Below are 24655 nucleotides of genomic sequence, written 5' to 3'. Positions count from 1 at the left end.
ACACTATGCAGCTCAACATTACCGGCCACCACATCGAGATCACTGAACCACTGCGTGATTTTGTCAATGGCAAGTTTGCCAAATTAGAGCAGTATTTTGACCGGATTAATCAGGTCAATGTGGTATTGAGAGTGGAAAAAGTTCAGCAAATTGCCGAGGCCACGCTCCACGTTAATGGCGGCGAACTGCATGCGACCTCAGAGGCGGCAGATATGTACGCCGCGATAGATTTATTGATTGATAAGCTGGCGAGACAGCTCAATAAGCATAAAGATAAACTCAAGCAACACTAATTTTCTCCTTTGCCGTTTGGCAAAGGACAAACTCGGCCCATCCATTTGATGGGTCGGGATCACCAGAAGTGAAAGAGTCGTTAAGTGAAAATAAAATGAACCACGATCCCGTATTGCAGCTCAGCACCGTATTACGTCCTGAGTGCACCCGAAGCACGGTCCACTGCCAGAGTAAAAAACGGGCATTGGAAATTATCAGTGAGCTGGCCGCCAGGCAGCTTAACATTCCTTCGCAGATTATCTTTGATGCCATCCTGACCCGGGAGCGGATGGGCAGCACGGGAATCGGCGGCGGCATTGCCATTCCTCACGGTAAGTTGGAAGACGATAATGCGCTGGGCGCCATCGGTGTTTTCATCCAGTTAGAGCAACCGATCGCTTTCGATGCTATTGATAATCAGGCCGTTGATCTGCTTTTTGCCTTGCTGGTTCCAGCGGAACAATGTAAAACCCATTTGCATACCCTGTCGCTTGTTGCCAAGCGGCTGGCGGATAAAACGGTTTGTCGGCGCCTGCGTGCGGCGCAAAGCGATGAAGAGCTGTACCAGATTATGACGGAAGCTGGTTAAGCCGGATGGTTGTCATGTTCACGATGACGGGCGATTCGCCATGGATTCAGAGAATGCTTGCAATCCCTGCGCTAAGCCGTCATTTTTTTAGCTATACATCACTTTTTTATAAAAACAGTGGCAATGAAAATTCGCTATCACGTTGCCAGAGGGGAGTCGTCAGATGGTGCTGATGATTGTCAGTGGTCGCTCAGGTTCAGGGAAATCTGTCGCCCTGCGCGCACTGGAAGATATGGGGTTCTACTGCGTAGATAACCTACCAGTGGTTCTACTGCCAGAACTGGCTAATACGCTTGCGGCACGTAATATTTCCGCTGCAGTCAGCATTGATGTGCGCAATATGCCGGAATCACCCGAGATCTTCGAGCATGCCATGGAGCAACTGCCACCCAGCTTCTCGCCTCAATTGCTGTTTCTGGATGCCGATCGCAATACGCTGATTCGTCGCTACAGCGACACCCGTCGCCTTCACCCGCTCTCCAGCAAGAATCTATCACTGGAAAGCGCGATTGATGAAGAAAGCGACCTGCTGGAGCCGTTGCGTTCACGTGCCGATCTGATTATCGATACCTCAGAGATGTCGGTACATGAACTGGCCGAAATGCTGCGTACCCGGCTGCTCGGCAAGCGAGAACGCGAGCTCACGATGGTCTTCGAATCGTTCGGCTTCAAGCACGGTATCCCTATCGATGCGGATTACGTCTTTGACGTGCGCTTCCTGCCGAACCCGCATTGGGATCCGAAACTGCGCCCGATGACCGGTCTGGATAAGCCCGTTGCGTCCTTCCTCGACAGGCACACCGAAGTTCACAACTTCATCTACCAGACTCGCAGCTATCTGGAACTGTGGCTGCCGATGCTGGAAACCAATAACCGCAGCTATTTGACTGTCGCCATTGGCTGTACGGGCGGTAAACACCGTTCCGTCTATGTCGCCGAACAGTTGGCAGATTACTTCCGCTCACGCGGTAAGAACGTGCAGTCGCGACACCGTACGCTGGAAAAACGTAAACCTTCATAATATTCGGCAAACCAGTACAACTAGGTAACCTATGACAGTCCGGCAAACGGTTGAAATCAAAAACAAGCTAGGCATGCACGCTCGCCCAGCCATGAAGCTGTTCGAGCTGGTGCAGAGCTTTGGTGCCGAAGTGATACTGCGTAATGACAGCGGCACCGAAGCCGAAGCCAGCAGCGTGATTGCCATGCTAATGCTGGACTCGGCCAAAGGGCGACTCATCGAAGTAGAAGCGACAGGCCCAGATGAAGAACAGGCGCTTGCCGCCGTCATTGGGCTGTTCGAAGCCGGGTTCGACGAGGACTAGCATTTCCTTAGCAGGCTATACCCTAAATAATTCGAGTTGCGTGAAGGCGGCAATCGCGCGAATCCTCAGGAGCTTACACAAGTAAGTGACTGGGGTGAGTAAGGGAAGCCAACGCACAAGCAGCTTGAAGTATGACGGGTATCTGCCAGCCTTCGTGACAAGGAGCGCTTCACTTTCCCTTCCGAACCTCCTACTATCTACCTCTATAAATCATAATATTTTCTTATACCCCCTGCTCCTTTGGGTGCGGGGGGTTATTTTTATATCATCTGAAAATACCAACTGGAGAGGAGTATGACGAAACCTAACCTGACAATCAGTGAATTGGATGCAGAACGTCTGGATATGTTATTGGAGCAGCCCGCCTTTGCGGACAGCGATATCGCACAGGCGTTGAATGAGGAGCTGGATCGGGCGGACATTCTGCCTTCGGCATCAATTCCCTCACATGTCGTCACCATGAATAGTCGGGTGCGTTTCCGCGATCTGAATACCAACGAAGAGCACATCCGCACGCTGGTTTATCCGGCCGCGGTGAAGGACAGTCAAGAACCGCTGTCGGTGATGGCTCCGCTGGGCGCAGCACTATTGGGAATGCATGTGGGAAATTCGATCACCTGGCAGTTGCCAAACGGTGAAGAAACGCGAATTGAAGTACTAGAACTACTCTATCAGCCAGAAGCCGCAGGCGAGTACCACCGCTAAATTAGCAAGGTGCTACTCTGCTATAAATACATGCCAATATCGGTATAGAGTAACAGCCGTCGGACACTGCCGACGGCGACGGTGACTCACACAGAGCAGGTTTATTCCCCTGCGATCTTCATATCTGGCAGCAGAACGGAACCACACTGGATATTGCTTCGGGTTTCGATATCATTCCCCACCGTCACAATATTGCGCAGCATGTCTTTCAGGTTACCCGCGATAGTAATCTCGCTGACCGGATACTGAATTTCGCCGTTTTCGACCCAGAAGCCGGATGCGCCACGGGAATAATCCCCCGTCACACCGCTCACACCCTGCCCCATCAGTTCGGTCACCAGCAGGCCTTTGCCCATCTGTTTCAACATCCCGTTAAAATCCAGCCCCTGTCCGGCAATCCGCCAGTTATGAATGCCACCCGCATGGCCGGTGCTCTGCATTCCCAGCTTACGCGCGGAGTAGCTTGTCATGAGCCAGGTCTGCAACACGCCCGCCTTCACAATGTCACGCGCCTGCGTCCGCACGCCTTCGCTATCGAACGGCGTAGAGGCCAGCCCTCTCAGCAGATGCGGCTGTTCCTCAATCGTCAGCCACTCTGGCAGAATCTGTTGACCCAGTTTGTCCAGCAGGAAGGTCGATTTACGGTAAACGCTACCGCCGCTGATCGCGCCAACCAAATGGCCAAACAGGCCTGTCGCTACTTCGGCAGAGAACATCACCGGTGCCTGCATGGTAGGCAGCTTACGCGGTGACAGGCGGGATAGCGTGCGGCGCGCGCATTCTTCGCCCACCCATTCCGGGCTGCGCAAGTCATCCAGCGCACGGCCAACGGTATAGGCATAATCCCGCTCCATATCGCCATTCACTTCGGCAATCACACAGCTGGACATGGAATGACGGCTAGAGCAGTAGCTTTTCAGCAGGCCGTGGCTATTGCCGAACACCTTCACGCCGTAGTGGCTGTTAAAACTGCCGCCTTCGGTGTTAGTAATGCGCTTATCCGCCTGTAATGCGGCCTGCTCTGCGCGAGCGGCTAATTCAATGCCGCGATCCGCATCCAGCTCAGTTGGATGGAACAGATCCAGATCCGGCGCGTCGAACGCCAGAAGATCTCGATCTGCCGGGCCAGCAAAAGGATCGACAGAGGTATAACGCGCAATATCTAGCGCGGCCTGTACGGTACGGGCTATCGCATCCGGGCTGAGATCGGTAGACGATGCGCTGCCTTTACGCTGTTGGTGATAAACCGTAATGCCCAACGCGCCATCGCTGTTGAATTCAACATTTTCAACCTCGCCATAACGGGTACTGACGCTAATGCCCGTCGTTTTTGACACCGCGACTTCTGCTGCATCAGAACCGGCACGCGCCAGTTCCAGCGCCTGAGCAACCGCGAGCTCCAGCGCTTTACGCTGCTCTGCAACCTGAGTAGTTATCGTCATTGTTCTGCCATAATGAGTGGAAGAAAGCTCACCATCATCCCCACTCGAAAAATATGAGTAGAGAGAAATATGCTCTAAATAATTCAAGTTTCAGGAAGGCGGCAAGCGAAGGAATCCCGATGAGCTTACTCAAGTAAGTGATTCGGGTGAGTGAACGCAGCCAACGCACATGCAACTTGAAGTATGACGAGCATAAAAAGGTGTAGCATAATGCTTTCTAGTCTAACAGGATCTACGGACAATTTCGCACAAAGCCCAAACCTGTTAGTATCAGCCTCTTTTTTCTGGTGGGCACGCTGTTCACCATCCCGGAGCCGCTACGCGTAGCGTTACGAATTGCTCCTGGACACTTTTTAGGAGCCAACCATGAAGCAAAAGTACGAAGACTGGCTGAATGACGTCCCCGATAACCAAGAAGACGACGAAGATGATGAAATTATCTGGGTCAGCAAAAGTGAAATAAAGCGCGATGCCGAAGCGCTGAAAGATCTCGGCGCGGAACTGGTCGATCTGGGCAAGAACGCTCTGGAAAAGATCCCGTTGGACGACGATCTGCGTGCAGCGGTGGAACTGGCACAGCGGATCAAGAAAGAAGGTCGCCGCCGTCAGCTACAGTTGATTGGTAAAATGCTGCGCGCCCGCGATCCAGAGCCGATCCAAACCGCGCTGGATAAGCTGAACAACCGCCATAATCAGCAGGTGGCGTTATTCCACAAGCTGGAACAGCTGCGTGATCGTCTGATTGAAGAGGGTGACGATGTGGTTCCTGATATTCTGGCGCTGTATCCTCACGCAGACCGTCAGCAGTTGCGTTCTCTGGTGCGGAATGCGCAGAAAGAGAAAGCGACGAATAAGCCGCCGAAATCCGCCCGCCAGATCTTCCAGTATCTGCGCGAACTGGCTGAAACCACAGACTAACGGCAAAAGCGGGGTGAGGAGTCTATCTCACTCATCCCGTGTATTATCACCCAAGATAGTGAAGCCAAAATGGTGGTTATGGACATCACTGAATATGAAAAACAGCAAGAAACATTTGCCTTGCTGAAGCTGTTAGCCATTCACCACGTAAACAATCTCCTGCTCGGCTCCGCACCGTCCACCAAAATTAGCTGCTTAACGCATGCTGATAATCACGCAGAATCCCGCTTAGTCGCCCTACAGGTGCCGTCACGCTCGGGGGAAGCTGCTGTTCTGTCAGCATCTGCTGATAACGTTCAAGCTCGTCCAACAGCTGCGTGAAATAGCGGCTGCGCGTAGTATCGCGCCGAGCTGAAATCACCTGCTCTGCGGTTGCACGAATCTGGCGATGGAAGGCAGACAGCACCGCGTTTTGCGGAATATCCAGCGTTCTCAAACGTTGGTGCATGATGATCAGCCACAGCGCAAGGCGATACTTGGCAATATCGTCAGGGAAGCGGCTCAGCAGCAGGAACAGCTGTTGATACAGCGCTGGCAGGTGATTTTCTTTTCGCCGCACGGTGTTGGTCGTCAGTGCCGAGACTGCACCATACACAAAGCGGTTCAACAGCGTTCTCCCCGTATGTGCCTTGGTGTTATCTCGGATCAGCAAGATCACCATCAACGCCAGAAAACAGCCGATGATCTGGCCGATCGCGCTGTCCAGAAACTGGCTAATGTTGAATGTCATCGGGTTATCCAGTACTAGGATATTGATCGTACTGGCTAATGCGCCCAGCGAGCCCAACCGACGCTTTTGTACCTCAAGCCCGAGGAAGAAAGCCATCGCCCCCAGACTCAGGCACAGCAGCAGCATGCTTTGCTGCGTTGACGGCATAATAAACATGAACATCAATGCGCCCAGCGGCAGCGCGTAGATCGTCCCAAAAAGAAAATCCTTTGCCATCATCTGCGGGTTCGGTAACCGCATGGCAAGCGACGTCACCACCGCAATCATCACCATACACACGCTGCCGGAAGTCCAGCCAGTACTTAGCCAGAACAGGCAGCCCAGCGCCGTCGCCACTCCGGTGCGTAAACCGTTGATCATGGCATGATGGGTTTCAGCCGAAGGCGCTTTGATTTCCACCTCGCTGTTCAGCACGTCAGCTTCTATCGTACTAATGCGTCCATTGGTCTGCACGCCCTTCGCCAGCAGCAGATAGCGCGTTGCCGCTCCAACCCAACTGACCAACGTAGGCGGCACATCGCGGCTATCAGCCGCAATCAAGTGACGTAATGCTTTCACACGGCAATGCACATCGCGGAGCGATTCAACAGGCTGATCCAACACCAATTTCAGGCTGCTTTTTACAGGGGTAGGGACATCCTGCAACATCAGATAGGTTTCACACGCCTGTGTGATCATCGTGAGCGATTGCGTATGCAGCGATGTTAAGCGGCGATTGCTGTTCTGCCAGCGTGAAGACTCCAGCATCAGGCTACTGCGCATGCCATTTAACGCGGTCGTTTTACGCACCAACGCATGCCATGCCGTATCTATCACTTCTCTCTCCGCTCCACTCATGCTGAGTTGCAGTAATCGATACTGATCCACCAGCAGTTCACCGATACTGCGGTCAACATCCTGCTTGATCGAGCGCGGTGAGAACAGTAAATCCGCCAGAATGGCGCAGACGATGCCCAGTACAATCTCGCTACATCGCTCCACGGCAAACTGCGGCGTCAGCAGCGGTGTCCCCTGCGTCGACACAATAATAATCAGTGCGGTATAGCCTGCCAGCCCGAACACATAGGCGTTTTCGACTTTAACCAGTGAAGAAACCCAGGTGCAGAGGCCAGCCCAAATACAGCACAGCATCAACATCACAACCGGTGCGCGAACGGTCACGATAATGATGACAAGCGCGCCGATACAGCCGATAAAAGTGCCGACAACACGTAGCATACCACGATGGCGAATGGCGCCAGAAAATGGCTCACCGCCCGCAGCAAACGCCGGACCAGCGGCGACCAGCGCCGCCGTCAGCACCGACCAGCGCGGTGTTTCCAACTGGAGATGGAACCCCAGAAACAGGGACAGCACGATCGCGAAGCTCAGCTTGAAAGCGAAGCGCAAGCGCGCAAACTGTGGCGTCGTAAAGAACATAGAGCCTGTTAGCGACGGAGTTTTCATCATCGCCTCACTTAGCCAAACTCGCGCAGGCGATAAAGAAGGCGAATGAGCGGCGACGGTTTTTTGTCGTTGTTAACCTGCTCGCCGGTAATCACCACGGTCGCCGTAGTGCCAGCCGGATAGAGATCGCCCATTTGTCGATCGAGACGGATTTTTACCGGCACACGCTGCGCCAAACGTACCCACTCCAGATTGGAATCCACGTTAGCCAGACCTTTCGTGTTCGCACTGTTGCTGCTGTTATTCACACCAGCCGCCACGCTATCCACCGTGCCATAGAATATCTTTTCGCTACCCAACGGGGTGATTTCCGCACGATAGCCACGACGCACGCCTTCAAGTTTGGTCTCTTCCATGTACGCCAGCAGGTAAAACGAATTCTTTTTCACCAGTGCCACCGCCGTATTACCGCGTTCGATAAATTCACCACTTTGCACATGAAGGTTGGTGACCCAGCCGTCGGCAGGGGCATGAACCACGGTGCGCTCCAGCTCCAGTTTCGCCAATGACAATACCGCCTGCGCTTTAGCAAGCTGGTGCGTGACGGTTTCCAATGCATTACTGGACTGATCAATATTTTCCTGTGACATCGCACTGATGCCCAGCCGCGCCCGACGCCCTGATTCCCGGCGTTTTTCCGTCACCAGCGCCTGATAGTAGGCAACATCGGCTTCCGCCTGCGCCACGGCATGGTGGTAGCGAGGCTGGTCGATGACAAACAGCACATCACCTTTGTTTACCAGCTGATTGTCCGTGACGCGAACATCGGTCAATAACCCGCTGACATCTGGTGCGATCGCCACCACATCTGCGGTAAATTTGGCATCACGCGTCCAGGGCGATTCGGTATAAAACGCCCACACCCGGAAGATTGCCACAATGGCACACAACACAATCACCAGCGTAATAACTACGCGGCTTAGTTTTTTGATCAGCACAGCCTGCTGTCTAAACAAGGGTAAAAAGAACGCTTTCACAGACACCTCATAGACCGTAACGGAACAGTAAATAAAACAGACAGCAGAACAGCGCGCTGTTAAACAGCGCCGGATGCCAGACGAAGTCATAGATACCCGTCGGTTGCAGCAAGCGATTCACGACAAAAAACAGGGTGAGCGATACCAGCAAGACAAAAAATACGGGGGGAAATGACAGCCCGAACAGCACCATAACCGGGAGTGAACTCATCCTCTTTTCCTTTTTCTATTAGAGAGCGGTAGCGAGCAGGTGCGCTACCGGGTGGTAAATTATGTCGTCTGGCGCGGCCTTTCAGCACCGACGACAGAGCCTCATGCCGCAGGCGGGTAGCCAACGGATGGGATAGCGTTAAACTGATGAATAGCGATGTCAGCAAGGGCTGACTAACGATGGGAAATCAGCGTATTACTCTAATTAGGTAAATAAACACAATCATTGAATGGCTCTGTTCTGCTCAGAACCACCGGATAGGCTATATTATGGATGCTTATTATCACCTTATCTACATAGTGTGATCTAAATCACTTTTAAGCCAGAGTGAATAATGGAAAGACTAAAGAGTATGTCGGTGTTTGCCCGCGTAGTGGAATTTGGTTCTTTTACCGCCGCTGCCCGTCAGTTACAGATGAGCGTATCCGCCGTCAGCCAGACCGTCACCAAGCTTGAAGATGAGCTACAGATTAAGCTGCTTAATCGCAGTACGCGCAGCATTGGTTTGACGGAAGCGGGGAAAATTTACTACCACGGCTGTCGCCGCATGCTGCACGAGGCGCATGAGGTCCATGAGCAGCTTTACGCCTTCAACAACACGCCGATCGGCACGCTGCGCATCGGTAGTTCCTCCACGATGGCGCAGAATGTGTTGTCCACCATGACTGCCGCCATGCTGAAGGAATATCCCGGTCTATCCGTCAATTTGGTCACCGGGATTCCCGCTCCCGACCTGATTGCCGACGGGCTAGATATCGTTATCCGCGTCGGCGCGCTACAGGATTCCAGCCTGTTCTCGAAACGATTAGGCTCGATGCCGATGGTGGTCTGTGCCGCAAAAAGCTATCTGGCACAGCACGGCACGCCGGATAAACCGGCAGATATGGTGAATTTTTCCTGGCTGGAATACAGCGTACGACCCGACAGCGAATTCGAGCTGATCGCCCCAGAAGGCATTTCGACCCGCGTCACACCACAAGGACGCTTTGTCACTAACGATCCACAAACGCTGGTACGTTGGCTTAAGACCGGCGCGGGTATCGCGTACGTGCCGCTCATGTGGGTCGTGGATGAAATTAACCGCGGTGAAATCGAGATTCTGTTTAACCGCTACCACTCCGACCCGCGTCCGGTCTACGCGCTCTACACCCGCAAAGACAACCTGCCGCTGAAAGTACAGGTCTGCATTAACTACATGACGGAATACTTCAAAAACGTCGCCCTGACATATCAGGGCTATCGGCAGAATCATAGCGAGGAAAAAAAGTAGGTTTTGCAAAGAGGAAAATGCGAGGCGTTTCCCTCTTTCATACAAAACACATCCCGCTCCCAACATTCTTGCGCTATATCTCTTCCCTTCGTTCAGGAAAGTAAAATCACATGGATAACGTACGAATAAATTCGTACAATATAGATGAGGAATGGGATTCAAGGATGCCAAAAAGCAGCTTATTGTCTGTTTGCAGTCAGGTAATGTGCTGCATGAAGCCAGAGGGAACATCAGCACGAAGAATTTTCTGGCAACCGGACAAACATCAATAACAGAACTCATTGATATTATTTATCAATCTGCCGAGCCATCTTACTCCTCTTCACCACATCATTTTGCAGCGCATATTGATGTTCATATCATCCGTTGCCGCCATCGGGGAATACTGTGGTATATCAAATGGTATTTTACCGAGCCAGATTGTGTCTTTATTAGCGTCCATCATTGAGGCGATGACATGAAAATTTTCAAAGTCGGCGATACACAAGTCGCTCTCTGTGACACATGCCAGTCACTTGAAACTGCGACGTTTCAACTTAAAGACGTCCCGTTCAGCGATAATAGCGGCGTGGTGAGGCAGGTTTTGGTTGGCGTTTGCGAACGCTGCGGAAATGTTGCCATCATCCCCCATCAGTCGACCCCCATGATTAAGAAAGCACTGGATGTGCAGCGTAAAGCGCTGGAAAGTCGAGTGCCCGCGCACATGATAGACATCCTGAATCTGGCAAGTTGCGAATTAGGTGGGGAGCCCGATTTTATTCCCACGCTGATGAAATATTATCTGCACACGCTGGCAGCTGACCACGCAGCGGCAAAAGATATCCCGCGTTTTCTACAAAGTGATTTGGCAAAAGGAAAATCCGAGAAACGTCTTTCGCTTAAAGGCAGGCATGTCGCGACAGACATTGATGTACTCAAAACCGCGACAAATATCTCCAGCACCACAGATCTGTTAAAAGGCATTGTTCTCAAGATTAAGGAAGACGTTTTGGTACAGCGGGATGAAATACACATCAAGCAGCTCAAATCGATTATTGCCGCGGTGTCCTGATTGTGTGTTCCGCTACATAAAAAACCGCGCTAATAACGCGCGGTCTTAAAGGGAACTCAGGACTCAGAGCAAATTACGCGGTGCCGCCGACGGTTAGGCTTTCCAGCTTCAGCGTAGGCTGACCCACGCCGACAGGCAGACTTTGCCCCTCTTTGCCGCATACGCCGACGCCTTTATCCAGCGCCAGATCGTTGCCGACCATCGAGATCTGCTGCATCGCTTCAATGCCGGAGCCAATCAGCGTCGCACCTTTGACTGGGGTAGTGACACGGCCTTTTTCGATCAGGTAGGCTTCGGATGTCGAGAAGACGAACTTACCAGAGGTAATATCGACCTGACCGCCACCAAAGTTTGGCGCATACAAGCCGTATTCGACGCTGGAGATAATCTCTTCCGGCGTGGATTTTCCGGCCAGCATATAGGTGTTAGTCATACGCGGCATCGGCAGATGCGCATAAGATTCGCGACGCCCATTGCCCGTTGGCGCAACGCCCATCAGACGCGCATTCAGCTTGTCCTGCATGTAGCCTTTCAGAATACCGTTTTCAATCAGGACATTGTATTGCCCCGGAACCCCTTCATCATCCATCGAAACTGAACCGCGACGTCCGGTCAGCGTGCCGTCATCAACCACCGTGCACAGCTCTGACGCAACGAGTTTCCCCATCTGCCCGCTGAATACTGACGTACCGCGACGGTTAAAATCACCTTCCAAACCATGACCAACGGCTTCATGCAGCAGTACACCCGGCCAGCCGGCACCCAACACCACGGGCATTGGCCCAGCAGGAGCGGCCACCGCCGACAGGTTAACCAGCGCCATTCGCACGGCTTCCTTCGCCCAGGCGTCGACGCGTGCTTCGCCGTCAGCCACTTCCCAGAAATAGTCATAGCCGCCACGCAGGCCGCCGCCGCTGGAACCGCGTTCACGTTTGCCCTCAGATTCAACCAGCACGCTGATCGACAGACGAACCAGCGGGCGCACATCCGCCGCCAGCGTACCGTCCGTCGCAGCCACCAGCACCAGCTCATACACGCCGGTCAGGCTGGCTGAGACTTCCTGTACACGCGCATCGGCGGCACGCGCGACCGTGTCGGCACGCTGCAACAGCGCAATTTTGTCCTCACGCGTCAGGCTATCCAGCGGGTTCAACGTTGGATAAAGCGCATGATGCGATACTGCACCCAACGTGTGCGCCGTGCCTGAACCCTGTTCCCGTACAATGCTGCGCGCAGCCTGCGCGCTCTGATGTAATGCGTTCAACGTGATCTGATCGGCATAAGCAAACCCGGTCTTTTCACCGTCAATCGCACGGATACCCACGCCCTGATCGATATTGTAAGAACCGTCTTTAATGATGCGATCTTCCAGTACCCAGGACTCATGGTAGCTGGACTGGAAATAGAGATCGGCATAGTCCAGTCGACGCTCATTAAGCGACCCCAGCACAGCAGCAAGATCGTCAAGATTCAATTTATTGGCGGTGAGTAACTGCTCACTGACAAACGAAAGGCTCATAGTTTTTCACTCTTTATCAGATAATCGGCTGAGTACGCTGCGCTGCCCTAACGGCATTATTCGCCTTTCTTCTTGTTCGGCTCACGCAACACTTCCTGAATCTTTGGCTGATCGAGGCTACCGGAAATCTGGTAGCGTATCAGCGAAATCTTGTTCCATAGCGGTGCCAGCACTTTACTGGCAGCAAACACTGCGGCCCCGACAACCGGGTTAACGGCAAATGCGGTCGCCACCCCCACCGTCGCGGAAATTTCCGGAGCGATAACCGCTTCCATATTGACCTGTCGCTTAGCGAGATCGAGATCGCCTTTTATCGCGATATCGGCCTCCAGCCCGTCGACCAACATATCATCAGTATGCAACACGCCGTCTTTAATCCATGCCGTGTTGCGAATCGAGTCGAAGTAAAATCCGCGACCAAACGTATCGCTAAAATCGAACCGCAGCTTACGCATCAGCGCATCAAAGCTCAATAAACGTAGCAATTGACCCGCCTGACCCGCGCCCACTTCGGCAATTTCACCTTTACCAATGCGCGTGTGCAATATTCCGCTCAGGCTGGCAATATCCGGTGCCCAAGGCGTACCGCGCCAGTACAGATCGTAGTCCACATCGAAAGAACCGGCTTTCAGCGGTGAATCAACGCCAAACCAGTTAGCGTTTTGCTCCAGATTCTCCCCTGTCAGGCGGCCTTTTAGCGCCGTCCGCACGCCTTCCGCGTTTTCCTGCCAGGAACCGTTTACCGTCAGACGGGCTTTGCCCGTATCAATGATGCCATCCGTCAGCGTTAATTTTTCCTTTTCTGTCAGCAGCGTCCCCTGAATACGTCCCATATTCTGCCCGACAATCCAGCACTGGCGACAGTTAACTGCCAGCGACGGCCAGTCTTCAAAGCTGATACTCGGGTCGTTTAGCGGTGATTTTTTCTCTGCTAATGCCACCGGGTTGGTCGCTTCATTCCCTTTCCACTGAGGATTGTAGTAGAGATAATGGATGTCGCTGCGCCACATGCCACGATTGGGTATCTCAACCGTTCCGTCAATTTCGCGCCCTTTTACCTGCACTTCACTGCCAGCAAGCATATTTTTACGCGTGATTTCCAGATCGTGCCACTGCTGCCCCAGCAGCTGTAGCTCAGGCGTTCGCAACGTCACGGCTTCTGGAAAACGAAGCGTACTGTGCGCCTTTTTCCCTTCCACTGGTGTCGAAGCACGCAGAGAAGGCAAAAGCCCCAGCCAGCTTTCAGCATCCAGCGGCGGAAGATCGAGCACCAGCGAAGAATCTTCTGGCAATCCAGGCGCCACCGCTGCCCCTTTCTGCCAGCTTGCCCGCGCCAGTGTCACCGTGTCGCCTTTCAGCAGCCATTGGCTATTGAAGTGGTTATCCTTGCCCAGCCGTCCCTTCATCGCAAAACCATTCAGGTCGCCGCTGGCTTTTACCTCCAGCGGCAGGCTCTCGCCAGCGGGTTTACTTAGCGGGTTAGGTAAGTGACTACTTACTTTATTGAAATCAGTTTGTACATCAACATTATAAGTTGTCTTACCAGAATGCGGCAGGTTGACGGCAATCGTACTTTTCCAGCCTGCCGTGCCGGACAGGGCTTTGCTGGCCGATGCAGGTAAACCGGGCAAGCGCGCAGGCTGCCAGTCACCCTGCAAGCCCACATTCACCAGAAAAGCCTTCGCTTGCTCTTCCGTCGTGAAATTGACCGCCATCGGCTGATTCAGCCAATTCGCCTGAAGGGTTTCACTGCGTAAGTTGCCGTTCTCATAGCGGAACTTACCCGTGAGATTCTTAATCGTGGTATCCAGCGGCTTGATGTAGAGACTGTTATTGTTCAGCGTAATGTCGCCACTGGCGCGGACATCGTCACCAACAAGCGGAATATCCAGATGCAGCGTCCCTTTCACCGGTCCGCCAATTTTCAGCTCATCCAATGCCGTACCCAGCGAGGGTTTCAGCGGCGTCTGATGAAAATAGTTCCCTACCTCAGGCCCCGGACCGTCCAGTTCGCCATCGACGAGCAGCATCTCTTTTTCATAATCGGGAATGACCGCGCTAATATTCTTGCCTTCCACTTTGCCCAGCCAGGCTTGCGGCGCAAACATCCACAAGCCGTTGTTGGCAAAATCCAGATTAATATCCAGCGGTGTCAGCGCAGGCCAGCCCGGCTGAAATTCAAAGGTAGCCTCTTTAACTGGCACCCAGACTTCAAACTGTCCTTCGTTATGCGTATAGGGGAAATGCTGCGGATTACCGGCAAAGATCAAGGTGGCGTTATCGACATGTCCGCCTTTCAGTGCGCCGCTCAGATAATCCACCAGTTCGGTGCCCATAAACCGTTCAGGATAATAGCGCCAGGCATCCGCCGCATCGGTCAGCCGAATGCCCGCCAGAATATCCAGTTTCGGTTCCTGCTTAACTGGCTGTTCATAGCGGAAATCGCCGTTAGCCCATATCGATTTCGCCTGCACGTCCAGCCCATGGCTCCAGAGCGCCAGACCCTGTGCATCATTACGCCAGTCAATCGTGCCGCTGGCTTGCTTGATTTCCAGCGGCGCACGGAACATATCGGCATAGGGCAGCGTGCTCTGCTTTAACGCGATGCTGACCTGACCGCGTTCGGCACTACCACGGGCAGAGCCGGAGAAATGATCGACGCCCGGCAGCAATTTCCACTGCTTCCAGCTAACATCCTGCCAGTTGGCGTGGAAACGGCTTCTCTCCGGCTGTTGCAAAGGGATATCGACGGCAACGCTATTCAATGTGCCCGTCGGTTGCAGTGCCTCCCAGCGATCCTTCAAGGCCGGTGTTGTGCCGGACAGCAGCGGAAGCAGCGTACTTATCCGCTCTAATGCCACATTGCTGGCTCGAACGCGAAGCTCTTCCTGCCGATCGGGCCCCAGCATGTGTTCATTTTTTGGCAACCACAGGGCAGAAAGCCGACCTTTGGGCCAGACGATGCCATCCGTTGCCAAATTCAGCGTGGGAACATCTACCTGCCAGCCATTTTCCTGACGGCTGACGTGCAGCGTCATATCATCCACATTCAGGCGATGCGCATCGCTGCCTTCACCCCAGCCTGCCGTTCCGTGATTGAGGAACACATCGCCGCTGTGAATGTCACCATCACGGAGGTTGAGCCACGCTGCGAGACTAAAATCGGCACTTTCCAGCCCGGTTGTGTTTTTCATCCAGCGGCTAAGCCAGGGCTTCATATCGATATTGTCAGCCTGCAGGTAGAACGTGCCATTGCTGAGCAGCCCATGATCGTCGTGCAAGTCCATACGCATCTGCACGACGCCGTGCTGACCATTAAAACTCGACAGGCTGATCAAGCCTTCCGCCCGGTGACGCTTCTCGGAATTTAACCAGGTCAGTTGAGGAATGCTCAGCTCCGCGCGGGAACCAGAAGGGGTAAGAAAGGTAATGCGGCTGTCACGCAGGTCAAAGTGGTCAAACTGGCGCAGGAAAAGATCGCTGACCTTCCCTGATGCCATCAGCTTGCTATCCTGCTGCTGCCCGGTAAATTGGCTATTAATATCCAGTTTTAACTGGTGAAATGTGAGATCGCGAAACTGCCAGCGCCCGTGCAACAGCGACTGCCACACATCCAGCGCTAGCGTAATGCGTTCAACCTGCCAGTCCGATTCCGGCAGGGACGTGCGAAGCTTTTCAATTTCCAGCGTGGGGCCAAAGGACTCCCAACGCCCCGTCATCGAGCCGATTTCTAACGGAACACCGGCAGCAGACTGCGCCCAGGCCACCAGCTGTGGCCGGAAGTGATCGAGCTGTGGCAGCACCAGTCTTAAGCCGCTGACTAACAGCGCAACCATCACGACAAGAGTGGCACCCGTGATGATGAGTATTCCGGGCAGTCGCCTCACTAATTTCTCCTTCTTTCGTCGCCGACGACGAGCGCACGAATTTACATCATGACAACGTCAAACTGCTCCTGGCTATACAGGGGTTCGATTTGTACTTTGACCTGTTTGCCGACGAAAATTTCAACCTCAGCTAACGCGTGCGACTCTTCGCTTCTCAGCGCTTCCCCGACAGCCGGTGAGGCATAGACCAGGAAACGATCGGTGTCATAAGCGTGGTGGACTCGCACGATTTCGCGCATGATTTCATAGCAGACGCTTTCGACCGTCTTCACCGTGCCACGACCATGGCACGTCGGGCATTCATGACACAGCACGTGTTCGATACTCTCACGCGTGCGTTTGCGCGTCATCTCCACTAACCCTAGTTGAGAGAAGCCGTTAATACTGGTTTTGACCCGATCTTTACTGAGCGCCTGCTCCAGTGAATGCAGCACCCGCCGACGGTGATCTTCGTTATTCATATCGATGAAATCGATAATGATGATGCCACCAAGGTTACGTAGACGCAGCTGTCGCGCAATCGCCTGTGTCGCTTCTGTGTTGGTATTGAAAATGGTTTCATCCAGATTGCGATGGCCGACAAACGCCCCTGTGTTGATGTCGATAGTCGTCATCGCTTCAGTCTGATCGATGATCAAATAGCCGCCAGACTTCAGCTCAACCTTTCTGTCCAGCGAACGCTGGATCTCATTTTCCACGTCAAACAGGTCAAAAATTGGCTGTTTGCCCGCATAGTGCTCGAGTTTGCGGGTCATCTCTGGGATATATTCGACGGTAAATTCCAGCAGTGCTTCATACGTCAGCCGAGAATCAATCCGAATGCGATCCAGCGCAGCACCGGCGAAATCACGCAAAATTCGCTGGGCGAGCGCCACTTCACCGTAGAGCTTACATTTGGTCTGATTGCGCTTTTTGCGCTCCATCACCTTGCCCCACAGACGCTTCAGGAACGCCGCATCCTGCGAGAGTTCTTCTTCACCAATCCCTTCCGCTGCGGTACGAATGATGAAACCACCGTCATCATCACAATACTCGGCGACCGTCTTCTTTAAGCGCTCGCGTTCCGCTTCGCTCTCTATTCGCTGTGACACGCCGACATGCGATGCACCGGGCATAAACACCAGATAGCGCGACGGCAGCGTGATATCCGTCGTCAGCCGTGCGCCTTTGGTTCCCAGCGGATCTTTGACCACTTGCACCATGAGATCCTGCCCCTGACGTACCAGTTCGGCGATGTCACGGACGTGAAAATTCTTCTGTTCGTCACCGGCAACGCATTCGGTGTGCGGCATAATATCGGACGCGTGCAGGAATGCCGCTTTATCCAGACCGATATCCACAAACGCTGCCTGCATGCCCGGCAGGACGCGACTCACGCGGCCTTTATAAATGTTGCCGACAATGCCGCGCTTCGCATCGCGCTCAATATGAATTTCTTGCAGAATACCGCCGTCGATATAGGCAACGCGCGTTTCTGACGGTGTGACGTTTACCAGTAACTCAGCAGTCATGTTTTCCTCTTGCACTCCGCAACGCAGCAAAATTACTGAATAGCTCATGGGTTTCTACCAGCGGCAACCCAACCACCGCGTAATAGCTCCCGTTAAGCGACCGGACAAAGCATCCACCTTTGCCCTGAATACCGTAAGCCCCGGCTTTATCCATCGGTTCGCCACTGGCGATATACCGTTCGATATCCTGCTGCGAGAGCGGACGGAAGACGACATCGGTTACTACCAGACAGCTCAATACATCGTCTTTATCTGCCAGCGCGACGGCTGTCATCACCTGATGTGATTTCCCGGACAGCTGACTCAGCATCTCTGCCGCATGGGCTTCATCCTGTGGTTTTTCCAATACTTGGCCGTTCAGTACCACAATGGTGTCGGCACCCAGAACCGGCAAATCAGACGGTGCCGCCACGACACCCGCAGCCGCTTTCTCATGCGCCAGACGCCGGACATACACTTCCGCCGCCTCCTCCGGTAACCGCTGTTCTTCCACCGCGATATTCAGTACAGAAAAAGGAATATCGAGCTGCGTGAGCAGTTCGCGACGGCGAGGAGAAGCGGAGGCCAGATAAAGCTGAGTCATGAATCACCTTATTGCACAGTAAACTGACGACGAATTTTACGCATCAGCAAGAACAGCCACGGCCAGAGTACGCCATCAACGACGCTATTCCAGAATGTTTCCGGTCGGAAAGAGACATTAATAACTAAAAATTCTGCCCAGAATACCGTGAGATCCATCAGCAGCGACAACAACATAACGATTAACGCCTGCTGCCATAGCGCCATATTTCGGAATAGCTGGAATTTAAAGGCGACCAAATAAGCAATAATGCTCAGCGCCAGCGCCCGTACTCCTAGTGTAGACCCAAGAATCAGGTCCATAATCAGACCTAATATAAATCCTGTGCCAACATTCACCCGATGTGGCAATGCCATCACCCAGTAAATCAGGAATAGTGTCAGCCAGGAGGGGCGAAACATGTAGATTTCATCCGGCCACGGCATAATCTGCAAAACCATGGCGATCAGAAAAGAAAGCCAGATAATCCAGTTGCCATGCCTACGATAACGGTTCATTGGCGGCCTCTCTGCGGCTCAGCGGTGGGCGTAGCGATATCAGGAGGAAGCGGCGGTCCCATATCGTTAGGCGACGGTAAAACCTGCGGCATCATCTGCATCAGACGCTCATTGGCAACCCGATGCACTTCCGCTGGCGGTAACGCCGTATTGGCGTTGTTTTCCACGCCCCACAGTAATAGCAAATAGCGCAGGCGCTGTAGCCCCGCAGTCGGACGTGCCTGAATAATCGTATAGGCTCGCTGCGTATCGGCCTTGACCGATGACACAACACCAACCGGATAGCCTTCTGGGAAACGACCGCCCAGACCCGATGTGACCAGTACGTCACCCACTCGGATATCGGTATTGTTAGGCAGGTGTTCGAGTTGCAGATCGTCGGCGCAGCCATTGCCGGCGGCAATCACGCGGATATCATTGCGTAGCACCTGAATCGGCAACGCGTGGGAAACATCACAAATCAACAAAACCCGGCTGGTAAATTGACCCACCGCCACAACCTGACCCACCACGCCTTTATCGCTGATGACCGGCTGCCCTTCATACACGCCGTTCGCCTGACCTTTATCAATCACCACCTGATCGCTGTAAGGGTCGGTTCCGGCGGACATCACCTGCGTTACCATTTTCTGCTCATCCTGACGCAGCGGCGAGCCGAGCAGTTCACGTAAGCGCGCATTTTCCTGCTTGAACTGACCTAGCAGCAAAAGGTCACTGTTTTTCATCAACAGTTCCTGACGCAGCGCGGTATTTTCAAGGTTTAATTGCTCACGGGTTGCCAGTGAGGCAGACATATTGTCCAAAACCTGACGGGGTCCATTCGCCAGAAAGTAGAATGGGCTGACAGTGGTGTCCATGTACGTTCTGATTTTGACGAACGAACCGAGCCGACTGTCCGCAACGATCACGACAATCGCGGTAACGACAGCAAGAAAAAGTCGTAATTGCAGGGAAGGCCCCCTGCTAAAAAGCGGCTTCATAAAATTTGCGTATTCCTCGACAGCAACTTCAAATCGCACCTAGCGATTTTTAACGTCACAAAGCGGCACCCTGTAGGGCGAATTTCATTGCTCAGGCAAATAAAAAAGGGGTAACCACGAGAGATGAAAAACGCAGGCGTTCATCCATCCGGTCCCCCCTTTTCCAGACAGGATTACTCCTCGCTGAACAAATCGCCACCGTGCATGTCGATCATTTCCAGCGCCTTGCCGCCACCACGGGCAACACAGGTCAGCGGATCTTCAGCCACCACAACCGGAATACCGGTTTCTTCCATCAGCAAACGATCCAGGTTACGCAGCAGCGCACCGCCGCCGGTTAACACCATACCGCGCTCGGAAATGTCGGAGGCCAGTTCCGGCGGGCACTGTTCCAACGCCGCCATGACTGCGCTGACGATACCCGTCAACGGCTCTTGCAGCGCTTCCAGTATTTCGTTGGAGTTCAGCGTGAATCCACGTGGAACACCTTCTGCAAGGTTACGGCCGCGCACTTCAATCTCCAGCACTTCGTCGCCTGGGTAAGCAGAGCCGATTTCATGCTTGATACGTTCTGCCGTCGCTTCACCAATCAGTGAACCGTAGTTACGACGAACGTAGTTGATGATCGCTTCATCAAAGCGGTCACCACCAATACGGACAGAAGAGGAGTACACCACGCCGTTTAGCGAGATCACCGCAACTTCCGTAGTACCACCACCGATATCCACCACCATGGAACCGGTCGCTTCGGATACTGGCATGCCAGCACCAATCGCCGCCGCCATCGGCTCTTCAATCAGGAACACTTCACGGGCACCGGCGCCCAGCGCGGATTCACGAATGGCGCGACGTTCAACCTGCGTTGCGCCAACCGGCACACACACCAGCACGCGCGGGCTAGGACGCATAAAGCTGTCGCTATGCACTTGCTTGATGAAGTGCTGCAACATTTTTTCTGTAACCTGAAAATCGGCAATCACACCGTCTTTCATCGGGCGAATCGCCACGATATTCCCAGGCGTTCTGCCTAGCATCTGCTTAGCGTCATGGCCGACTGCTGCCACGCTCTTTTGAGAACCCGCACGATCCTGACGAATCGCAACCACAGAGGGTTCATTCAGTATGATGCCCTGCCCTTTAACATAAATCAGGGTATTGGCGGTACCCAGGTCGATGGACAAGTCGTTGGAAAACATGCCACGAAATTTCTTAAACATAACGAAAGGATAATCCTGCAAGCTGGGGGCGAAAAATAAATCCGCCTACTTTACCAACCACACGAAGCAGCGACAAGGCACGAAAAGGCTCTGCTTCGGTGAAAAATGAGTCTGCGTTGCGTACGTCGGCGTCAGGGAGAAGGCACAGCATGCTTTCACCTCAGGCGGCAAGGCATCTTACCACTGTCCACCCGACAAAATTGCGCTAACACAGGACATAAAATCTAACATTTAATCGGATTGCCGCTAACGTAAGCACACACTAACCGATTTAACAACCGCCTCATTCTACGTCAATTTGCACGGGACGTTTACATTAAACACGATGCCGCGATGAATATTTTTTCAGCTCATCCGTTACAGGGACTGATGCGGCAAAAAAATCGCCTTGCCCACCATAAACGCCCTTGCCCAACAGCATCCGCCACTCCTCTTTGGTTCGTACACCTGCAGCAAACACCCGCGTTTGCGTGCCTTTACAGGCCTCGGTCAGGCTTTGTACAAACAGCTGATTTTCTGGGCGGCGCTCAAGACTGCGGACCAAACCGAGATGAAGCTTGATGATCTCCACGGGAAGTGACTTGATATACGTCGTACTGACCAGCGTTAAACCCGCGTGCGTGACCGCTAGGCGACAGCCTAATCCCAGGATCAAATTGAGCACTGGGCGCAGTCGACCGATATATTGACAGACATCTGCCTCTGCAAGTTCAAATAAAATGCACTGACGCTGTCTTTTCGGACATTGCAGCAACATCTCTCTTAGCCAGCGCAGGAACGGCTTTTGCAAAAGTGAGTCCACACTTACCGGTAAGGCCAGTGTTTCTCCGGGCCAGCTCGCTGACAGATCAATAATTCGAGCCACAAGCTGCCTATCATAGCTGGCTGCCAACCCCAGTTGTTGAACCAGCGGCATATACTCCGCCGCGAGCAGTTCCTGTTCTCCGTCGTAAATCCGGCTCATCATTTCGCGATGATGCACCACGCCCTCTTTTGTCACCGCAGGTTTCTGATACAGCCGTGGACCGCCGCGTGCTAACGTCTGTTCGAGCAAGGTCCGCCATTTTACGCTGCCGCGCCCTTTATCAGGTACCTGCCTGTCAAACACGCACCAGCTGTTCCCCCCCTGCAATACCGCATTGCGCGTCGCGTCTTCCACACTCTCCATCACCTGTTCGGCGCTTTGCCCGCCGCGATAGGCACAAATACCAATGTGGAGAACGTCCTCGCGATCGATCAACGAGCAGGTCGGAAGAATATCGATAGACTTCACCAACTGCGTGGCGATTGCAGTGGCTTCCTTTAGCGTGCTATGGGGGAGTAATACGGTGAAATCGCTGCTGAAATAACGCGCCAGCAGCGCAGAGGGGTAGCGCATGACAAACGTCGATAGCAGGTTGACCAGCGTGAAACGATATTCCTGAAGCGCATTGGTATAGCCGTGCGTTTCCTGCAAGGTTTCAAAATCTGGTACGCGAATCATCATGACGACGCCGTGCGTCCCCACTTCTTCGCCATCTTCCAACTGTGTGGTCAATTGATTATCAAAAAACAGACGATTACTCAGCCCGGTTTCAGCATCCTGCGCGGCGAAAGCACGGATTAAGGTATCAACCCTGCCACGCTCTTCCCGTGCTTCCACTAAATCGGACAACAGTTGATCGAGCGCTCCGCTGGTATTGACTGGCCATTCACGTACCGACCCCTGCATAACCGATTCACGCTCGCCCTTGAGAATACGCTGCGCGCGTTTTTCCAATTCTTCCTGTCCGGCAGCCTGCCGACGTAGCCAGCGAATGGAGAAGTACAGCATCAGCAGCATCAGGCCTGCGGCCAGCAATACCGATAACGTCGACACCACGAACCGCGGTAAACCAATCAACGGGTCGACATATTTTAAGGCGATCGTCATGTTTAAATGGTGCATCAGCGGAAATTCGACCTCATGATAGAGGTGGGTACGTTCCCAACCGGCCTCGGGCAGTTGTATGGAATAGAGGGTCGAATCATTATCCTGAATATCCAACGCAACAATGCCTACCGACTTCATCATTCCCGGCAGCCAATATTGAATATTTTCGGGCGATTGCACTAATAGCGCCTGATCGATACTGGCCGTGACCTCGCGTAGCTGCTGCTCGGTTCGCAACTGGCTATAATAACAGAGGCTAAATATGCTACTGAAAAACATAAGAAAAATGGCGATAACCGTCAGCAATACTATGAGTATCGAGAACCTGGTCGTAAATCCCATCCCTGCGTCCTATTCCAAATCATTGTCATTTCTGCGAGTTTGTTGTTTTTTATCAGTTCGCATGAACCCGCTACAACGCATAGTACCAATACTAACGAAGGTAACTGTATTAACAAATAGTAGCTGTAATAACTATAGTCGTTAATGACTTCCCCCATATTTAATCCTGCTACAGGAGATAGCCCATGCAGGCTTTAGTTCTTGAACAGTCAGACGGACTGACCCACGCTCAGATTCGCGAGATTGGCGCAGAGCAGCTTCCCGCTGGGGATGTGACTGTTGATATCAGTTGGTCCGGTATTAATTATAAAGATGCGCTTGCCATTACTGGCAAAGGCAAAATTATTCGTAACTTCCCGATGGTTCCTGGAATCGACTTCGCAGGAACCGTACGCCACAGCGACAGCGATCGGTTTAGCGTCGGCCAGCCTGTTATCCTGACCGGTTGGGGCGTGGGTGAAAACCACTGGGGCGGATTGGCGCAACAGGCACGCGTGAAGAGCGATTGGCTGGTTCCACTGCCCGCTTCGCTGGATGCGCGTAAAGCCATGATTCTTGGCACCGCAGGCTTTACTGCGATGCTGTGTGTGATGGCACTGGAAGACGGTGGCATCACGCCGGAAAGCGGCGACATTATTGTGACGGGTGCCAGCGGCGGCGTCGGCAGCACGGCTGTCGCCCTGTTTGCAGAGCTAGGCTATCAGGTTACTGCCGTCAGCGGCCGTGCTGACAACACTGATTACCTGAAAAAATTGGGTGCCAAACAGGTGCTGGATCGCAGCGAATTCAGCGGCAGCCCTCGCCCGCTGGAGAAACAACGTTGGGCTGGCGCGGTGGATACCGTCGGCGACAACGTGCTGGCGACGCTGCTGGCGCAGATGGATTACAACGCGACGGTCGCCGCGTGCGGTCTGGCTGGCGGTATTGCACTGCCAACGACCGTGATGCCCTTTATTTTACGCAATGTTCGCCTGCAAGGCGTGGATTCCGTGATGGCACCGCTGGCTCGTCGCCAGCAAGCGTGGGAGCGTCTGGCTACCATCCTGCCTGAGTCGTTCTATCAGCAGGTGACGCAGGAAATCGGGTTGGAAGACGTCCCTGCTGTCGCTGCCGCACTGCTGGAAAACAAAGTCACTGGCCGCACGCTGGTGAAAATCAGCTAACATCTTTTTCTTGTTGTACGTTATACCCTAAATAATTCGAGTTGCAGGAAGGCGGCAACCGCGCGAATCCCCAGGAGCTTACTCAAGTAAGTGACTGGGGTGAGTAA

The 24655-nt window shown here is 53.3% G+C and carries 22 protein-coding genes; 10 read left to right on the top strand and 12 right to left on the bottom strand.

Going from position 1 to position 24655, the window contains the following annotated elements; translation table 11 throughout:
- Positions 1-5 precede the first annotated feature (5 nt).
- From hpf to rnk, 5 genes are all read left to right on the top strand, one after another.
- A complete protein-coding gene (gene hpf / locus IG609_RS01415) occupies positions 6-293 on the top strand; it encodes a ribosome hibernation promoting factor (RefSeq protein WP_005975449.1) in 288 nt (95 codons plus the stop codon).
- A 95-nt stretch (positions 294-388) separates the two neighbouring features.
- A complete protein-coding gene (gene ptsN / locus IG609_RS01410) occupies positions 389-862 on the top strand; it encodes a PTS IIA-like nitrogen regulatory protein PtsN (protein WP_039279069.1) in 474 nt (157 codons plus the stop codon).
- Positions 863-1025: 163 nt separating this feature from the next.
- The gene (rapZ, locus tag IG609_RS01405) at positions 1026-1883 is read left to right on the top strand and encodes an RNase adapter RapZ (protein ID WP_010296630.1); all 858 of its coding nucleotides are present in this window, start codon (positions 1026-1028) and stop codon (positions 1881-1883) included.
- A gap of 31 nt (positions 1884-1914) precedes the next feature.
- Positions 1915-2187, top strand: a complete 273-nt coding sequence (gene npr, locus IG609_RS01400; protein ID WP_102117079.1) for a PTS phosphocarrier protein NPr — start codon at positions 1915-1917, stop codon at positions 2185-2187.
- A 294-nt stretch (positions 2188-2481) separates the two neighbouring features.
- The gene (gene rnk / locus IG609_RS01395) at positions 2482-2892 is read left to right on the top strand and encodes a nucleoside diphosphate kinase regulator (protein WP_014913850.1); all 411 of its coding nucleotides are present in this window, start codon (positions 2482-2484) and stop codon (positions 2890-2892) included.
- Between the two features lie 101 nt (positions 2893-2993).
- On the opposite strand, the gene pmbA is transcribed toward rnk, so the two are convergent.
- On the bottom strand, positions 2994-4334 hold the full coding sequence (gene pmbA, locus IG609_RS01390; RefSeq protein ID WP_193397198.1) for a metalloprotease PmbA: 1341 nt from the start codon (positions 4332-4334) through the stop codon (positions 2994-2996).
- Between the two features lie 366 nt (positions 4335-4700).
- Between pmbA and yjgA the strand changes: the two genes are divergently transcribed.
- Positions 4701-5252, top strand: a complete 552-nt coding sequence (gene yjgA / locus IG609_RS01385) for a ribosome biogenesis factor YjgA (protein WP_010681569.1) — start codon at positions 4701-4703, stop codon at positions 5250-5252.
- A 187-nt stretch (positions 5253-5439) separates the two neighbouring features.
- On the opposite strand, the gene aaeB is transcribed toward yjgA, so the two are convergent.
- Genes aaeB through aaeX form a run of 3 tightly spaced genes read right to left on the bottom strand, consistent with a single transcriptional unit; the run spans position 5440 to position 8616 of the window.
- Complete coding sequence (aaeB, locus tag IG609_RS01380; RefSeq protein ID WP_193397227.1) at positions 5440-7428, bottom strand: p-hydroxybenzoic acid efflux pump subunit AaeB; 1989 nt, start codon at positions 7426-7428, stop codon at positions 5440-5442.
- Between the two features lie 11 nt (positions 7429-7439).
- A complete protein-coding gene (gene aaeA, locus IG609_RS01375) occupies positions 7440-8405 on the bottom strand; it encodes a p-hydroxybenzoic acid efflux pump subunit AaeA (RefSeq protein ID WP_193397199.1) in 966 nt (321 codons plus the stop codon).
- A 7-nt stretch (positions 8406-8412) separates the two neighbouring features.
- Positions 8413-8616 (bottom strand): p-hydroxybenzoic acid efflux pump operon protein AaeX, encoded by a 204-nt coding sequence (gene aaeX, locus IG609_RS01370; RefSeq protein WP_005975424.1) that lies wholly within the window; start codon positions 8614-8616, stop codon positions 8413-8415.
- A 334-nt stretch (positions 8617-8950) separates the two neighbouring features.
- Here aaeX and aaeR point away from each other — a divergent pair, with 334 nt between their 5' ends.
- From aaeR to IG609_RS01355, 3 genes are all read left to right on the top strand, one after another.
- The gene (aaeR, locus tag IG609_RS01365) at positions 8951-9886 is read left to right on the top strand and encodes an HTH-type transcriptional activator AaeR (RefSeq protein ID WP_039462621.1); all 936 of its coding nucleotides are present in this window, start codon (positions 8951-8953) and stop codon (positions 9884-9886) included.
- Between the two features lie 151 nt (positions 9887-10037).
- Positions 10038-10334, top strand: coding sequence for a hypothetical protein (locus tag IG609_RS01360; protein ID WP_193397200.1), 297 nt, complete (start codon positions 10038-10040; stop codon positions 10332-10334).
- A gap of 9 nt (positions 10335-10343) precedes the next feature.
- The gene (locus tag IG609_RS01355) at positions 10344-10937 is read left to right on the top strand and encodes a hypothetical protein (protein WP_193397201.1); all 594 of its coding nucleotides are present in this window, start codon (positions 10344-10346) and stop codon (positions 10935-10937) included.
- Positions 10938-11010: 73 nt separating this feature from the next.
- Here the strand turns inward: IG609_RS01355 and tldD are convergent, their stop codons facing one another.
- The 8 genes from tldD to csrD form a co-directional block, all read right to left on the bottom strand.
- Positions 11011-12456 carry a metalloprotease TldD gene (gene tldD / locus IG609_RS01350; RefSeq protein ID WP_193397202.1) on the bottom strand — a complete coding sequence of 482 codons (1446 nt, stop codon included), beginning with the start codon at positions 12454-12456 and terminating at the stop codon, positions 11011-11013.
- A 56-nt stretch (positions 12457-12512) separates the two neighbouring features.
- Positions 12513-16343 carry an AsmA2 domain-containing protein YhdP gene (gene yhdP, locus IG609_RS01345; RefSeq protein ID WP_193397203.1) on the bottom strand — a complete coding sequence of 1277 codons (3831 nt, stop codon included), beginning with the start codon at positions 16341-16343 and terminating at the stop codon, positions 12513-12515.
- A 41-nt stretch (positions 16344-16384) separates the two neighbouring features.
- Positions 16385-17854, bottom strand: coding sequence for a ribonuclease G (gene rng / locus IG609_RS01340; protein WP_102119538.1), 1470 nt, complete (start codon positions 17852-17854; stop codon positions 16385-16387).
- Complete coding sequence (locus IG609_RS01335) at positions 17844-18437, bottom strand: Maf family protein (protein ID WP_193397204.1); 594 nt, start codon at positions 18435-18437, stop codon at positions 17844-17846. The genes rng and IG609_RS01335 overlap by 11 nt, the downstream gene beginning before the upstream one ends.
- Positions 18438-18445: 8 nt before the next feature.
- On the bottom strand, positions 18446-18934 hold the full coding sequence (mreD, locus tag IG609_RS01330) for a rod shape-determining protein MreD (protein ID WP_012772977.1): 489 nt from the start codon (positions 18932-18934) through the stop codon (positions 18446-18448).
- Positions 18931-19914, bottom strand: a complete 984-nt coding sequence (gene mreC / locus IG609_RS01325; protein ID WP_102119540.1) for a rod shape-determining protein MreC — start codon at positions 19912-19914, stop codon at positions 18931-18933. Before mreC ends, mreD begins: the two co-directional genes overlap by 4 nt.
- Positions 19915-20087: 173 nt before the next feature.
- Complete coding sequence (gene mreB, locus IG609_RS01320) at positions 20088-21131, bottom strand: rod shape-determining protein MreB (protein ID WP_010300322.1); 1044 nt, start codon at positions 21129-21131, stop codon at positions 20088-20090.
- A gap of 316 nt (positions 21132-21447) precedes the next feature.
- Entirely contained in the window at positions 21448-23385 is a 1938-nt protein-coding gene (csrD, locus tag IG609_RS01315; protein WP_193397205.1) for an RNase E specificity factor CsrD, read from the bottom strand.
- A 185-nt stretch (positions 23386-23570) separates the two neighbouring features.
- Between csrD and acuI the strand changes: the two genes are divergently transcribed.
- Positions 23571-24548, top strand: a complete 978-nt coding sequence (gene acuI, locus IG609_RS01310; protein ID WP_193397206.1) for an acrylyl-CoA reductase (NADPH) — start codon at positions 23571-23573, stop codon at positions 24546-24548.
- Positions 24549-24655 lie beyond the last annotated feature (107 nt).

This window comes from Pectobacterium quasiaquaticum, assembly GCF_014946775.2.
Classification (GTDB): domain Bacteria; phylum Pseudomonadota; class Gammaproteobacteria; order Enterobacterales; family Enterobacteriaceae; genus Pectobacterium; species Pectobacterium aquaticum.
The sequence above is the reverse complement of the archived record's forward strand: the minus strand, read 5'-3'. Positions and strand labels throughout refer to the sequence as shown.